Source organism: Amycolatopsis sp. NPDC098790 (genome assembly GCF_044759945.1).
Classification (GTDB): Bacteria; Actinomycetota; Actinomycetes; order Mycobacteriales; family Pseudonocardiaceae; genus Amycolatopsis.
Genome location: NZ_JBIWAI010000005.1, coordinates 721,235 through 735,772 on the forward strand (window position 1 = coordinate 721,235; position 14,538 = coordinate 735,772).

Sequence of the window (14,538 nt, forward strand, 5' to 3'; positions counted from 1 at the left end):
CTCAAGCCGGGCCGGCCGGGATCAGGCGCCTGGCACCACCACCGGCGCCCCGGCCGGGCGGAACGTCCGCTCCGCGCCGTCGAACAAGTACACCTGCGCGGTCCCGACCGCGAAGTACATCCCGGTCAGCTGCACCTTCCCCGCCGCCTCCGCGGCGGCCACCGACGGGTACTCGCGCAGGTGCTCCAGCTGTTGCAGCACGTTGTGCAACGCCAGCCGATCGCCTTCACGGTCCGGGACCCCACCGTCCAAAGTGGCCGAACCCGTCCGGTGCGCGCTCGGCTCCGCGTGCCGCAACCACACCGACAGCGGCCCCGGCGGTGGTCCCTCGGCCAGCGCCGCCATCGCGCCGCAGCCGGAATGGCCGCACACCACGATCTCCTCGACCCCCAGCACTCCGACCGCGTACTCGATCGACGCGTTCATCGACGGGTCCGCCTGGCCCGGCGGCACCAGGTTGCCGATGTTGCGGATCGTGAACAGGTCGCCCGGGCCGCTGGTCGTGATCAGGTTCGGCACGATCCGGGAGTCGCCGCAGGTGATGAACAGCGTGCGGGGGCGCTGGCCGTCCGCCAGGCCCGACAGCGTGTCGCGCAGCAGCGGGGCCGCTCGGCGGTGGAACTCCGTCGCGCCGCGGCGGGTCTGCTGGGCCGGGATCCCTTCCACCGCCTGCCACGCCGACCACGGCGCGAGCCAGCGCGGCACCGCCCGGCTCGCGGCCAGCCGGGACCGCGTCGGACGGCCCGCCTTGCCTTCGCCGAACCACGGGTGGCCGACCTCGTCGACGTCGACCGTGCCGCCCGCGCGCTCGTGGGCCTGCTGCCAGGTGTGCAGGCTCTCGAACGCGGCGTGGTCGAGGTAGTCGACGACCAGCTCCAGCCGCACCGGCACCCCGGCCGGGATGCCGCCCAAGATCTTCGACAGCCGCGGCACCGACAGGAACGTCAGGACACCCTCGACGACCACGCGCCAGGCGTCACCCTCATGTTCGACGTGGATTCCCGACCACAACGTCCGGCGCAGCATCAGCACCAGCGCCAGCCCGATGCCGGCGAGCACGCCGGTGAGCAGGTCGAACACGACGACGCCGCCGAGCGTGAGCAGGTAGACCGGCAGGTCGCCGTGCGCCAGGACGGTCTTCATGTGCCCGGGGTTGACCAGCTTCGCGCCGACGTGCACCAGCAGCCCGGCCAGCGCGGCCAGGGGGATGCTCTGGATGAGCCCGGCGAGCAGGACGACGAACAGCAGCACCCAGACGCCGTGCAGCACCGCCGACGCCCGGGTCTTCGCGCCGGCCGCCACGTTGGTGGAGCTGCGGACGATCACGCCGGTGACCGGCAGGCCGCCCAGCGCGCCGGACACCATGTTGGCCGCGCCCTGGCCGACCAGTTCGCGGTCGAGGTTGGCGCGCCGCCCGGTGTGCATCTTGTCCACCGCCACGGCCGAAAGCAGGCTTTCGACGCTGGCGATCAGCGCGATGGTGACGACGGCGAGCGCGAACCCGCCCCAGCCGCCGTCGGGCAGTTGCGGGACGAGGTGGATGTCCAGCAGGTCACCGGGTAGTTCGACGCGGGGCAGCGTCATCCCGGTGACGACGGACAGGACGGTGGCCACGGCGATCGCGGCCAGGGGGCCGGGAACACGTTGCACGGCCTTCGGCAGCCGCGGCCAGACGAGCAGGATCGCGATGGTGAGCAGGCCGATCAGCGCGGCCGAGTCGTGGTGGGCGACGATCTGGCCGGGCAGCTCCGCGATGTTTTCGAGCGCGGAGCTCTGGGCCTTGCCGCCGAGGATGACGTGCAGCTGGCCGAGCACGATCGTGACGCCGATGCCGGCCAGCATGCCGTGCACGATGGCCGGCGAGATGGCCAGCGCGGCGCGGGCGATGCGGCTCAGCCCCAGCAGGATCTGGAGCGCCCCGGCGGCGACGGTGATCGCGCAGGTGACGACCCAGCCGAACGTCTGGATGGTTTCGGCCATGACGACGGTCAGGCCGGCGGCCGGCCCGCTCACCTGGAGCGCGGAGCCGCCGAGCGCGCCGGCGACGATGCCGCCGACGACGGCGGCCACCAGCCCGGCGGCGACCGGCGCGCCCGAAGCGAGGGCGATGCCGAGGGACAGGGGTACTGCTACGAGGAAGACGACCAGTGAGGCCGGCAGGTCGTGGCGGAGCACGGCGAGGGGTCTCATGATCACCATGCAACCGGAAATCGTGTGAAATGTCCGCTATGCACCACTCGATCGGGTGAACAACTCGCCATATTTAGCCCGAACGTCACAAACCGGACAGATCATTAACCCGCCGTTCACAAGATCATTTCTGTCAGACGACAGTTGAATCCCGTACTACATAAGGGTTTCCGCTCACCGGCCCCAGCGCCCCAATGTGGCCTTGGTTGCGTCTGACGCACCCAATGTGGCCTTCGGTGCGTCTGACGCACCGAAGGCCACATTGGGGCGCTGGGGGTCAGTGCTCCAGGGCACCCGCCGGGACGAACCCGCGGGCCGCGTCGTCCAAAAGGGACACTTGTGCGGCGCCGACGTCGAAGTACATGCCCGTCAACCGGAGCCCGCCGCGCGCCAGCGCCGCGGCGACCACCGGGTAGCCGCGCAGGGTTTCCAGCTGCTGCACCACGTTCTGCAGCGCCAGCTGGTCGGCCTCCGCCGCCGGCCGGTCTCCGCCCAGCAGCAGCGGGGCTTCGCGCGAACGCCGCCGCAGCGTCGCCTCGCCGTGGCGCAGCCAGCTGCCGAGCTGCACCAGGCCGTCCGGCGCCTGTCCGAGCAACGCCTTCATCGCCCCGCACCCGGAATGCCCGCACACCACGATCTCCGCGACGCCCAGCACCCCCACGGCGTACTCGATCGCCGCGCCGACCGACGAGTCGTCGCCGTCGGCCGGCGGCACGAGGTTGCCGATGTTCCGCACGGTGAACAGGTCGCCCGGGCCGCTGGTCGTGATGAGGTTCGGCACGATCCGCGCGTCGCCGCAGGTGATGAACAGCGTGTGCGGCTGCTGGCCGTGCGCCAGCCCGTCCCACGTCTCGCGCAGCAGCGGCGCGGTCCGGCGCTGGAACTCCGAAGCACCGCGGCACAGCAGCGAACTGGCCGTCCGCTGCGCGGGCAGCACGACGTGCTCGGCCTGCCACTGCGACCACGGCGCGAGCCACCGCGGGACGACCCGCGCGGCGACGCTGCGGCGCACGGTCGGCGCGCCCGAGGTGCCGCGTTCGAACCACGGGTGCCCGATCTCGTCGACCGTCACCGGCCCGGCGTGCGCCTGCTGCCAGCCGCGCAGGCAGTCGAACGCGGCGTGGTCGAGGTAGTCGACGAGCAGCTCCAGGGTGACTTCGGCGTGCGGCGGCACGTCGGCGAGCACCCGCGTCAGCCGCGGCACGGACAGGAACGTCAGCGCGCCTTCGATGACGACGCGGTGGCGGTCGCCGTCCTTCTCGACGTGGATACCGGAGAAGATCATCCGCCGCAGCATCATCGCGAGCGCCAGCAGGATCCCCGCCGCGACACCGGTGAGCAGGTTGACGGCGACCGCGCCGGCCAGCGTGACGGCGTACACCGGCAGGTCGCCGTGGCGGCGGACTTCCTTGAGCCCGTGGAGGTTCACCAGTTTCGCCCCGACGTACACCAGCAGCGCGGCGAGCGCGGCCAGCGGGATCAGCCGCAGCACGCCGGTCAGCAGCAGGCAGGCGGCGAGGATCCAGCAGCAGTGCAGGATCGCCGACGCCCGGGTGCGCGCCCCGGCTTCGTAGTTGGTCATGCTGCGCACGATGACGCCGGTGACCGGGAACCCGCCGAGCGCGCCGGCGGCGACGTTCGCCGCGCCCTGTCCGACGAGCTCGCGGTCGAGGTCGGTGCGCGGGCCGCCGCGCAGCTTGTCCACCGACACCGCGGACAGCAGGCTCTCCAGGCCGGCGATCAGCGCGATGGTGACGGCGGCGACCGCGAAGCCGCCCCAGCCGCCGTCCGGCAGCCGCGGCACGATGTGCAGCGCGGGCAGCCCGGCCGGGAGGTCGACGCGCGGCAGGCTCATGCCGGTCAGCACGGACAGCCCGGTGGCCAGCGCGACCGCCGCCAGCGGCGCGGGCACGCGGCGGACGGCCTTCGGCAGCCGCGGCCAGGCCAGCAGCACCGCGAGGGTGACCACGCCGATCAGCACGGCCTGGTCGTGGTGCGCGGCGATCCGCCCCGGCAGCGCGAGGACGTTGGCCAGCGCCGAGCCTTGCGCCGTGCCGCCGAGCACGACGTGCAGCTGCCCGAGCACGAGCGTGACGCCGATGCCGGCGAGCAGCCCGTGCACGATGGCAGGCGAGACGGCGAGCGCGGCGCGGGCCAGGCGCGTCAGGCCGAAGAGGATCTGGAGCAGGCCCGCGGCGACGGTGATCGCGCAGGTGACGGGCCAGCCGTGGGTGGCGATCGTGTCGGCCAGCACCACGGTGAGGGCGGCGGACGGGCCGCTGACCTGCAGCGGCGATCCGCCGAAGAGACTCGCGACCAGCCCGCCGACGACGGCGGAGATCAGGCCCGAGAGCAACGGCGCCCCGGCGGCGAACGCCACGCCGAGGGACAGGGGGACGGCGACGAGGAAGACGACTATCGAAGCGAGGAAATCGTGGTTGAGGTTCTCCAGGAACCGGGGGGTCTTCGGGGGGCCGGTGTCGTGTTCTCCGCGAACGATCTCGATCATGGGGGCAGGATTGCCCAATCCACGCGAAAAGTCCGCTACGCAAGCATTTCTCGCGTTTGCGCCGGTACGGATCGGTTCGGTGCCCCGGACCTTTCAGGCGAAAACCCCCGCGGCAACCTCCGCCGATCGCGTGGTGTGGATCCGGCTCCGGCACGGAGCGCGACGGTGAGGGACCTTCGGGTCTGGCTGTGCCGGTGGTCACACCCGATGTGCTGAATTCACGCCTTTTCCGCGACCGCGAGCATCGCGCGGGTGATCACGGCGAGGTCGTCGTCAGTCGAAACGTACGGCGGCATCGCGTAGACGAGGTCGCGGAACGGCCGCAGCCAGGCACCGTGCCCGGTGACGACTTCGGTGGCCACGGCCATGTCGACGGGGTGGTCGAGCTGCAGCACGCCGATCCCGCCGAGCACCCGGACGTCCACCACCGCCCCGAGGTCGCGCGCCGGCGCCAGGCCGTCGAGCAGGCCCTTTTCGAGCCGGGTGACGTCGTCGCGCCACGCGCCGCCGGCGAGCAGGCCGAGCGAGGCGTTCGCGACCGCCGAGGCCAGGGGGTTGCCCATGAACGTCGGCCCGTGCGCGAGAACCGGCAGCGCGCCGCGGGAAATGCCCGCCGCGACCTCCGGCGTGCACAGCGTCGCCGCCATGCTCAGGTAGCCGCCGGTCAGCGCCTTGCCGACGCAGAGCACGTCCGGCGTCACGCCGGCGTGCTCCGCGGCGAACAGCGCGCCGGTGCGGCCGAAGCCGGTCGCGATCTCGTCGAAGATCAGCAGGACGTCGTGCGCCTCGGTCAGCTCCCGCAGCGCACGCAGATAAGCCGGGCTGTGGAACCGCATCCCGCCCGCGCCCTGCACGACCGGTTCGACGATCACCGCGGCCAGTTCCCCGGCGTGCGCGCCGATCGCGTCCGCCAGAGTGTCCACATAGGACTCCTCCGGCGGCGCGTCGAACCCGGACGGCGGCGCGGGCACGAAGACCTGCTCGGGCAGGACGCCGCGCCACAGCGAGTGCATGCCGCCGTCGGGGTCGCAGACGCTCATCGGCGTGAAGGTGTCGCCGTGGTAGCCGCCGCGCCAGGTCAGCAGCTTCCGCTTTTCCGGCAGCCCGCGCGAACGCTGGTACTGCAGGCACATCTTCGCGGCGACCTCGACCGACACCGAGCCGGAGTCGCTGAGGAAAACGTGCTCGAGCCCGTCGGGCGTGAGGTCGACCAGCGTCTTCGCGAGGGTGATCGCGGGCTCGTGCGTCAGGCCGCCGAACATGACGTGGCTCATCCGCCCGGCCTGGTCGGCGAGCGCGGCGTCGAGCACCGGGTGCCGGTAGCCGTGGATGGCCGACCACCACGACGACATCCCGTCGACGAGCTCCCGGCCGTCGGCGAGCTTCAGCCGCACCCCGCTCGCCTCGGCGACCAGCAGCGAGGGCACCTTCGCCGGCATCGGCGCGTAGGGGTGCCACACGTGCTGGGCGTCGAGGGCGAGCAGGTCGGCGGAGTCCATCCCAGCATTAAAACAGGGGCGCGAAGCGCCTCCGTTGAGGGTGGCGGCGGGGAGGAAGGTGGAGCTAACGCGGTCAGGCCGGGTGCCTCGTGAACACCCAGCCGTTCTGGTTCATCGTCTCCGACACGACGTACACCGGGGCTGGACCGTCGAGCACCCACGGACCGGCCACCGACAGCCGGTAGCGGCCGGTGGGCCCGGCGACGGTGAGGTTCCCGTCGGCGTCGGTCGTCGTGGTGAGCGCCTGGCCGGTGTCGATGTCGGTGGCCGTCACCGACTGTCCGGCCAGGCCGTCCCCGGTCTCGGTGACGATCCGGCCCGTGCTGGTGCCGTCGAGGCCGAGGATCTTCGCCGTGTCTCGGGCATCGGGGACGCCGGCGTGGTAGGCCTCGTCGTGGGTGAAGTCGCAGATCTGCTCGAGCACGCCCCACCGGCCGGCGCGTTCGGTGACGGTTCCGGGCACCTCGAACGTCCGGGTCTCCCCCGGCCGGATCGTCGCGCCCGGGCCGAAGTAGTCCAGCTCGCCCCAGCCGGCCGGGGTGATGTCGAGGGAGCGGCCGATGTCACCGCGGTCGCAGGCGCCGTAGACGCCCGAGAGGACGCGGCTGCCCGTGTTGGCCAGCGTCACCGTCAGCACCGCCGGATCGCCCACGCGGTAGACGTCTCTGTCCAGCGCGACTTTCGCGTGCAGCGACTCGGAAAGCGGGCGCAACGCCCGCAGCGGCACCTCGACGACCGGCGCCGAGCCGTCGGCTCGCACGCTCGTGCCGCCGCCCAGGATCCAGCCGCCGGGTGCGCTCTCCGGGTAGACGTCGTAGCGCCCGGGCGGCAGGTCCGCGAAGGAGTACCGGCCGTCGGCGCCGGTGGTTCGCGTAGCGGAAAGGTCAGGGCCGTAGAGCCGGACCTCCGCCCCGGCGAGCGCCTCGCCCGGGTCGGCGACGCCGTCCTCGTCCGCGTCGGCGAACGCCTGGCCGCCGATCGTGGTCGTTCCCGCCGCCGCCCGCACGACCACCTCGGCCGGCGCGAGCGGCGGGGTGACGCCGTCCAGCAGCGACACCGACAGCCGGAACCGGGAGTCCCCGTCGAGTGCACCCGTGAGGGTCCCGGTCAGCAGGTACTCCCGGGTTTCGCCGGGCTCGAAGCTCGCGCCGAACCCGCCCGGCGCGAGGTCGCCCCAGCCCGAATCCACCCAGAAGTGCGTGCCGCCCAGGTGGTCGGCGATGCCGTGCGAGTAGTAGACGCCGCGGGTGCCGGCGTTGGTCACGGTGTACTTCACGGTGACCGGCTCCCCCGCCAGGTACGGACCGCCTTCGACCACGGCGGTGCCCCGCAGGTCGTAGTCCTCCGCACTCGCCGGGACGGCGAACCCCACGATCGCCACGAGCACCGCGGCCAGTGTCACCAGTACGCGTCGGATCCCCAAGGTGACTCCCCCTCACCTCCGGCCCGCACCTCCCGCGCGGGCTTCGGCGCTTTCACGCGCGAAGGAGGCCCCTTGGCCGTCATCACGTGACGCACCTCACAGGCGAACGGGCAGCGCCTCCAACCCGTGCACCAGCGAGCTGTACCGGTAGACCAGGTCGCCCGGCTCCGCGTCCAGCGCGAGGTCCGGGAACCGCGCCAGCAGGCCGGCCAGCGCGATCTCGGCCTCGAGCCGGGCCAGCGGCGCGCCGACGCAGTAGTGGATGCCGTGGCCGAACGCCAGGTGGCCGCCCGCGGCCCGCGTGACGTCGAGGCGGTCCGGCTCCGGGAACCGCTCGCCGTCGCGGTTCGCGCCCAGCAGCGAGATCAGCACGAACTCGCCCTCCGGGATGATCGTGTCGCCCGCTTCGACCGGCTCCGCGGTGAACCGCAGCGTGGCCAGGTGGATCGGGCCGTCGAAGCGGAGGAACTCCTCGACCGCGCCCGGCATCAGGGACGGGTCGGCGCGCAGCAGCGCCAGCTGCTCCGGCTCGCGCAGCAGCGCCAGGACGCTGTTGGCGATCAGGTTGACCGTGGTCTCGTGGCCGGCGACCAGCAGCAGGAACGCCATCGCGATGAGCTCGTCACCGGACAGCGAGTCGCCTTCGTCGCTCGCGTGCACCAGATCCGACAGCAGGTCCTCGGCCGGCTTCGCGCGCTTCTGCTCGACCAGGCCGGTGAGGTAGGTGAGCATGCTCTGCGCCGCGTGCTGCGCTTCTTCCGGCGCCGACGGGCTCAGCAGTGTCTTCGACCACGCGGAGAACTCGGTGCGGTCCTCCGGGGCGACGCCCAGCAGCTCGCAGATCACCGTGATCGGCAGCGGCGCGGCGAACGACGGCAGCAGGTCGACCCGCTCCTGCCCGGCCAGCGCGTCGAGCAGCTCGGTGGTGATCTCCTCGACCCGCGGCCGCAGCCGGGCCACCGTCCGCCCGGTGAACGCCTTGTTCACCAGCTTGCGCAGCCGCGAGTGGTCCGGCGGGTCGGTGTTGAGCATGTGCCGCCCGAGCGCCTCGCCGAAGCCGCCCTGGCTGGTCGCCCCGGCCGGGAGCTTCGCCTCGAACAGCTCGTACGCGCGCCGGTTGTCCTTGTGCAGCCGCGGATCCGCCAGCAGGGCCCGCGCCTGCGCGAAGTCCGTGACGATGTAGCAGTCCAGGCCGCGCGGCATCCGCGCCCGGCGCACCGGGCCGCCCGCGCGGAGCAAGTGCGCGAACAGGTGCGCGTCCTGCGCGAAGTCCTCGGCCACTTCCACGGTCGTCATCCCGCCCCCAAGAGTCCGCCTCAGCGCTCGGCGAGTGCCGCCACCACGCGCTCGGTCACGTCCTGCCAGTATGCCCGCTGTTCTTCGCGTTCCTCCGCGCCCGAAAGCCATTCCTGGTGGAACCGCAGCGTGGTCTTGGTGCCCGTCGCGCCGCTCAGCCGCACCTGGACCGTGGAGTCGTGGTCCCAGTCGCTCGGCCGCCACGTGAGCCGCACGCGGTCGTTCTCGACGTAGCTGCGGATCTCGCCGATCGTTCCGTTCGCCGTTTCGTACTCCGCGCCCTTTTCCCGCGGCAGCTCCACCCCCGGGCCGAGCCAGATCGCGACGCCGTCCTGGCTGACCAGGAAGTCCCAGATCGTCTCGGCCGGGTACGGCAGGACGCGCGAAACGCCGATGTTCCACCCCACATCGGCCGTCTTCCCCACTGAAGAAGTCATGGCGCCATCCTCCCACCGGGGTACGACAAAACCGGTTCCCGGCCCGGGTGCAGGATCGGTACCCGTGCGCTACCGCCCCATCTCCCCCGCCGTCCTGGCCGAAGAACTGACCGACCGCGTCGACGCGCTCACCGGGCGGCGCCGGATCGCGGTCGCCGTCGACGGCGCCGAGGGGGCGACGGAAACCACCGAGCTCGCCGACGCACTGGTCGACCCGCTGCGGTTGCGCGGCCGCGCGGCCCTGCGCGTGTCCGCGCGCGACTTCCTGCGGCCGGCGTCCCTGCGCTTCGAACACGGCCGCACCGACCCCGACGCCCGCTACACCGACTGGCTCGACGTGGGCGCCCTGCGCCGCGAAGTCCTCGACCCGCTCGGCGAAAACGGGTCGGGTGAGGTCCTGCCGTCGCTGTGGGACGCCGAACGCGACCGCGCGACCCGCGCCGAGCGCGTGCCGGTGCCCGAAGGCGGGGTCGTGCTGGTCGACGGCGAACTGCTGCTGGGCGCCGGCCTGGCGTTCGACCTGGCCGTGCACCTGTGGCTCTCCCCCGCGGCCCTGCGCCGCCGCGTGCCGGACGCCTGGGCCGTCCCGGCGTACGAGCGGTACGAAGAGGAGGTCGACCCGAGCTCGTTCGCCGACGTCGTCGTGCGCGTCGACGATCCGCGGCACCCGGCGCTCTACACGCCTTAGCGGTCGACGGCCACCGGATCGCCGTCCAGCAGGCCGGCCAGCCGCCCGGCCATGGTGTCCCAGCGCCAGTTCTCCGTCACCCAGGCCCGCCCGGCCGCGCCCATCCGCCGCGCGCGCACCGGGTCGCCCAGCAGGCTGGCCACGGTTTCGGCGAGCTGGTCGACGTCCCGGCCTTCGACGACGTGCCCGGTGACCTCGTCGAGCACCGCTTCGGGCGCGCCGCCGGAGTTGCCCGCCACCACCGGCAGGCCGGTCGCGGACGCCTCCAGGTAGACGATGCCGAGCCCTTCGACGTCGAGGCCCTTGCCTCGCGTGCGGGCCGGCATGGCGAAGACGTCGCCCGCGGCGTAGTGCGCCGGCAGCTCGGCCCACGGCACAGACCCGGTGAGCACGACGTCGCGCTCCAGGCCCAGCTCGGTGACCAGCCTGGTGAGCGCCTTGCGGTACGGGCCGCCGCCGACGATCAGCAAAGCCGCGTCCGGCACGCGCTCGCGGATCTTCGGCAGCGCGCGGATCAGCTGGTCCTGGCCCTTGCGCGGGACGAGCCGGGACACGCAGACGACGGTCGGGCGGTCGGAAAGGCCGTGCCGCGCCCGGATTTCGGCGCGCCCGGCCGGGTCCGGTTTGTACAGCTCGGTGTCCACTCCGGACGGCAGCAGCTCCAGCCCGGCCATCGCGCCGAACGCGGCGGCGAACCGGCCGCGGGTGTAGCGGCTGACGTAGGTGACGACGTCCACGGTGTCGCCGATGCGGCGCAACGCCTGCCTGCTCCCGGGGAGCATGGACCAGCCGACCTCGTGCCCGTGCGTGGACGCCACGATCCGCCGTGCCCCGGCCTGGCGCAGGGAGTGCCCCAGCAGCGCGAGCGGCGCGGCCGCGCCGAACCAGACCGCTTCGCAGTCCCTCGCGCGCATGATCTGCTTCGCGCGGCGAAGGACGTCCGGCGTCGGCAGCATCAGCGACGTGGGGTGCCGGACGACCTCGAACGGCGCCTCGGCGTCGAACTCCTCGTGCGATCCCGTCCGCGACTCCCACGACGGCGCGTAGACGACCAGGTCGTCCGCCGGCAGCCGGGTGGCGAGGGAGTTCAGGTAGTTCTGGATCCCCCCGGGCCGCGGCGGGAAGTCGTTGGTCACGAGGAGGGTCTTGAGCACGCTGCAAAGGCTAGCGGGGGCCGTACACGGCGAAAGGGCGGCACCGCGTGTGCGGTACCGCCCCTTCGTGGTGCCTGGGTCAGGACGTCGGGCGCCGGGCGCCCGAGTACTGGCTCTGCAGCGGCGAGATCTTCACCACGTCGCCGGTGTCCGGCGCGTGGACCATCTTGCCGTCGCCGATGTACATGCCGACGTGCGAAACGGGCGAGTAGAAGAACACGAGGTCGCCCGGCTGCAGCTGGTCCCGCGGCACCGCGGCGCCGAAGGTGGACTGCTCGCGGCTCGACCGCGGCAGGGTGAGGCCGGCCTGCTTGTAGGCCCACAGCATCAGGCCCGAGCAGTCGAACGAGTTCGGGCCGGTGTCGCCCCAGCCGTAGGGCTTGCCGAGCTTGCTCAGCGCCGCGTCCAGCGCGGCCTGGGCGGCCGCGGTGGGGGCCTTGAGCCCGGTCGGCGAGCCGCCGGTGTCCTTCTGCTGGGCCTTGTCGAGCGCGCTCAGGCTCTTGTTGGCCGCCTTGAGCTGCTCGATCTGGTCGTTCAGCGTCTTCTGCTTGGCCTTGATGTCGTCGGTCAGCTTCGCCGCGGCGTCACGGGCGTCGGTCGCGCGCTTGGCGGCGTCCGAAGCCTTGTTCGTGGCGTCGGTGGCCTGCTGGACGGCACCGGTGAGGTTGCCCATCGCGCCGTTCTTCTCGGTCGCGATGACCTCGAGGGCGGAGGAGCGGTCCAGGAAGTCCTGAGTGGACGTGCCGGCCAGCAGCGCGGACAGCTTGTTCAGCTGGACGCCGCTGGTGAACGACGCGCCGGCGAACTTGTCGACCTCGGTCTGGTACTTCTTCTGGTTCTCGGCCGCGACGGCGGCCTGGTCCTTCGCCGCGGTGACGTCGCCGGTGGCCTTGTCGAGCTCACCCTGCTTGGCCTTCAGGTCGTCCTGGGCCTTGAGCAGGTCTTCGTTGAGCTTTTCGGCCTGGGCCGCGAGGTCGCGGTACTGGGCCAGGGCGTCCGAACCGGTCGGCGGGGCCTGGAGAACGGGGACTGGGGCGGCGGTGGCCGTCGGCTGGGCGATGGTGACGAGGGTGATCACCGAAGCCGCCGCGAGGGCACCTGAAACCACGCGCCTAACTGGATGCGACTGCACGGTCGCGCGGGTCTCCTTTGCGTCTCGGCCGCCGTGGGGACCGGGGCGCGAAGAGGTCGGGGGTTCCTCTTCGCCGCTGTCCCGTCACCGCGCGCGAGCCGTCTTCTTCCGCAACAGCTGCGACCGCGGTGGTGGTTCCGGTTCCCAGCATCCCGACAAAGCTGCGTCCGGCGGCGATCTCGCGTCGCCGCCCTTATCGACGGCCAGGGGCCACGAGATCTCGGACAGGTTACGAAAAGACCGCCTGCGCGTCCACCACCTCTTCGGCAAAAACTCTCCGTAGCGCTGCTAAACCCGATCGGACCTGGGCCGGAGAAAACATGTGATGGGCGTTACACGCTGGGGTTTTTCCGGAGGCCTTTCGGTCACCGACCGTTCATCGGTTCCGATCGACCACTCGGCGCGCCGACACGAAACGGGCGCGTCAAGCGGTCCGCCGAACCTCGACCAGGCGCAGCCGCGGCACCATGCCGGCGTCGGCGAGCGCGTCCACGGCCCGCCGCTCGTCGGCGTCCCAGACGACCGCGGGTGGCGCGCCGAGCAGCACGCTCACGACGCAGTCGTGGCAGGAGATCCCGCGCACGACGCAGCGGTCACAGTCCACCACGACGTTCTCGATGTCCGAAACCGAAATGTGCGAGACGTCCACTTCGGACAGCTCGGGGGTGTCGTGCACGGTGTCCTCCTCACGTCGGAATCGACTCGAAGAGGACGGTAGGCGCCACCACCGACAATTTCGGTGGGTCACACCCTCGACAGGCGGCTGACCAGCACCGCGGACGGGGTCGGATGGGCCCCGCCGCCGCGCACGGAGTCGGCGACCGCCCGGTCGGACGTCGCCACCACCATCGGACGGCCCGCGGGCTCGGCCGCGACGATGTTGCGGATGACGTCGTCGGCCAGCACCCCGCGGTCGGAGAACAGGACCCGGACCCCGCGCGGCACCGAAGCCGGGACCGACAGCACGCCCGCGCCGTCGAACACCACCGTCACCTCGGCCGACGTGCGCGCCGCCAGCGCGGACAGCTGGTGGATCAGCCGGTCGCGCTGGTCGGCCAGCGCCAGCTCGGGGTAGCCGGTCTTCGTGACGTTGTAGCCGTCGACGATCAGGTGCACGTTGGGCAGCGCCAGGTAGCGGTCCAACGTGGACACGTCGGCGATCTTGCCGCCCTGGCCGGTGCCGGTGCTGGCGCCGCGGACCATGTCGGCGGGCCGGGCGCCGCGCGCCCCGAGGGCCAGCTCGCGGCGCAGGCCGGTGACCGCGCCGTCGATCGTGTCGATGAGCAGTGCGAGCCGCACTTCGTCGGCTTCGCGGGCTTCGCGAGCGGACTGGCGGGCGATGTCGGCGTCCGCGGCCGCGCGCTCGGCACGGGCCCGCTCGGTGGCGACGCGCTGGCGTTCGCGCTCGAGCTGGGCGGTGAGGGCGGCGATCTCTTCCGCGCGGGCGCCGGCCCCGCGTGCGAGGTCCGCCGAGGCCACTTCGGCCGCGTCCTTCGCCTGGCGGAGCTGGACGCCTTGCTCGCGAAGGCGCTTCAGGAGCTTCTCGACTTCGCCCTCGCGCTCGCCGCGCGCGTTCTCGGCGGCTTTCCTGGCCTCGGCGAGCTCGACCCGCACCTGGGCGAGCTCGGCTTCGAGGCGCTGGTTGCGGGCCAGCGCGGCGTCGCGTTCGGCGCGCAGGGCGTTTTCCTCGGCGTTCTTGGCGACGAGCCTGACCCGCCCGGCCGCACCGGACTCCCCGAGCAGCACGGCGGCGGCCGCCGCGGCGACCGAGTCGGCCGCGTTCGGGTCGAGCGCGTCGGTGCGGTGCTCGCGCAGCCACTCGATGACGGCGGTGCGGAACTGCGCCGACTCGCCGAGCGCGGTGAGCAGCGCGGCACCGCCCAGCTTGGCCCGCTTGGCCGGGGCGAACTTGGCGACCGGCCGCAGCTGGCGGGGCACGTCGGTGGCAGGCAGCTTGGCGACGGCGGCGGCCGAGAGCTCGGCGATCCGGTCGCGGACCGGCTCCGGCAGTGCGGGCCAGGTGGCCGGGTCGGGCCGCCCGGCTGCGTCCTCGGGGTGTTCCGGAGGGTGCTCCGGCGCCTGCTCCGGGCGCGACGCGACACCCGACGGACCGGCGGGGTCCTCGGGCGGCTCCGGCACGAGCGGCTGCGGGTGCATTGGTCCAGGGTAGGCCCCGCCCCCGCATCGTGCCCCGCGCGGCACACGGACCG

General features: G+C 72.7%; 11 protein-coding genes. 1 reads left to right on the forward strand and 10 read right to left on the reverse strand.

Annotation, left to right across the window (positions count from 1 at the left end):
- Positions 1-21 precede the first annotated feature (21 nt).
- The 6 genes from ACIQWX_RS36980 to ACIQWX_RS37005 form a co-directional block, all read right to left on the reverse strand.
- Positions 22-2,199, reverse strand: coding sequence for a SulP family inorganic anion transporter (locus ACIQWX_RS36980; RefSeq protein ID WP_400881309.1), 2,178 nt, complete (start codon positions 2,197-2,199; stop codon positions 22-24).
- A gap of 268 nt (positions 2,200-2,467) precedes the next feature.
- Positions 2,468-4,699 carry a bifunctional SulP family inorganic anion transporter/carbonic anhydrase gene (locus ACIQWX_RS36985; protein WP_400881311.1) on the reverse strand — a complete coding sequence of 744 codons (2,232 nt, stop codon included), beginning with the start codon at positions 4,697-4,699 and terminating at the stop codon, positions 2,468-2,470.
- A gap of 218 nt (positions 4,700-4,917) precedes the next feature.
- Positions 4,918-6,198 (reverse strand): adenosylmethionine--8-amino-7-oxononanoate transaminase, encoded by a 1,281-nt coding sequence (locus ACIQWX_RS36990; RefSeq protein WP_400881313.1) that lies wholly within the window; start codon positions 6,196-6,198, stop codon positions 4,918-4,920.
- A gap of 73 nt (positions 6,199-6,271) precedes the next feature.
- The gene (locus ACIQWX_RS36995) at positions 6,272-7,621 is read right to left on the reverse strand and encodes a carboxypeptidase regulatory-like domain-containing protein (protein WP_400881315.1); all 1,350 of its coding nucleotides are present in this window, start codon (positions 7,619-7,621) and stop codon (positions 6,272-6,274) included.
- Positions 7,622-7,717: 96 nt separating this feature from the next.
- Positions 7,718-8,917, reverse strand: a complete 1,200-nt coding sequence (locus tag ACIQWX_RS37000; RefSeq protein ID WP_400881317.1) for a cytochrome P450 — start codon at positions 8,915-8,917, stop codon at positions 7,718-7,720.
- 20 nt (positions 8,918-8,937) lie between these two features.
- On the reverse strand, positions 8,938-9,354 hold the full coding sequence (locus ACIQWX_RS37005; RefSeq protein ID WP_400881319.1) for an SRPBCC domain-containing protein: 417 nt from the start codon (positions 9,352-9,354) through the stop codon (positions 8,938-8,940).
- Positions 9,355-9,418: 64 nt separating this feature from the next.
- Between ACIQWX_RS37005 and ACIQWX_RS37010 the strand changes: the two genes are divergently transcribed.
- Positions 9,419-10,042 carry a uridine kinase gene (locus tag ACIQWX_RS37010; protein ID WP_400881321.1) on the forward strand — a complete coding sequence of 208 codons (624 nt, stop codon included), beginning with the start codon at positions 9,419-9,421 and terminating at the stop codon, positions 10,040-10,042.
- On the opposite strand, the gene ACIQWX_RS37015 is transcribed toward ACIQWX_RS37010, so the two are convergent.
- From ACIQWX_RS37015 to ACIQWX_RS37030, 4 genes are all read right to left on the reverse strand, one after another.
- Entirely contained in the window at positions 10,039-11,196 is a 1,158-nt protein-coding gene (locus tag ACIQWX_RS37015; RefSeq protein ID WP_400881323.1) for a glycosyltransferase family 4 protein, read from the reverse strand. The two genes, ACIQWX_RS37010 and ACIQWX_RS37015, sit on opposite strands and share 4 nt — an antisense overlap.
- A gap of 79 nt (positions 11,197-11,275) precedes the next feature.
- Positions 11,276-12,328 carry a C40 family peptidase gene (locus ACIQWX_RS37020; RefSeq protein ID WP_400881325.1) on the reverse strand — a complete coding sequence of 351 codons (1,053 nt, stop codon included), beginning with the start codon at positions 12,326-12,328 and terminating at the stop codon, positions 11,276-11,278.
- A gap of 424 nt (positions 12,329-12,752) precedes the next feature.
- A complete protein-coding gene (locus ACIQWX_RS37025) occupies positions 12,753-13,004 on the reverse strand; it encodes a hypothetical protein (protein ID WP_400881327.1) in 252 nt (83 codons plus the stop codon).
- Positions 13,005-13,072: 68 nt separating this feature from the next.
- Positions 13,073-14,485 (reverse strand): NYN domain-containing protein, encoded by a 1,413-nt coding sequence (locus ACIQWX_RS37030; protein WP_400881329.1) that lies wholly within the window; start codon positions 14,483-14,485, stop codon positions 13,073-13,075.
- Between the last annotated feature and the right edge of the window lie 53 nt (positions 14,486-14,538).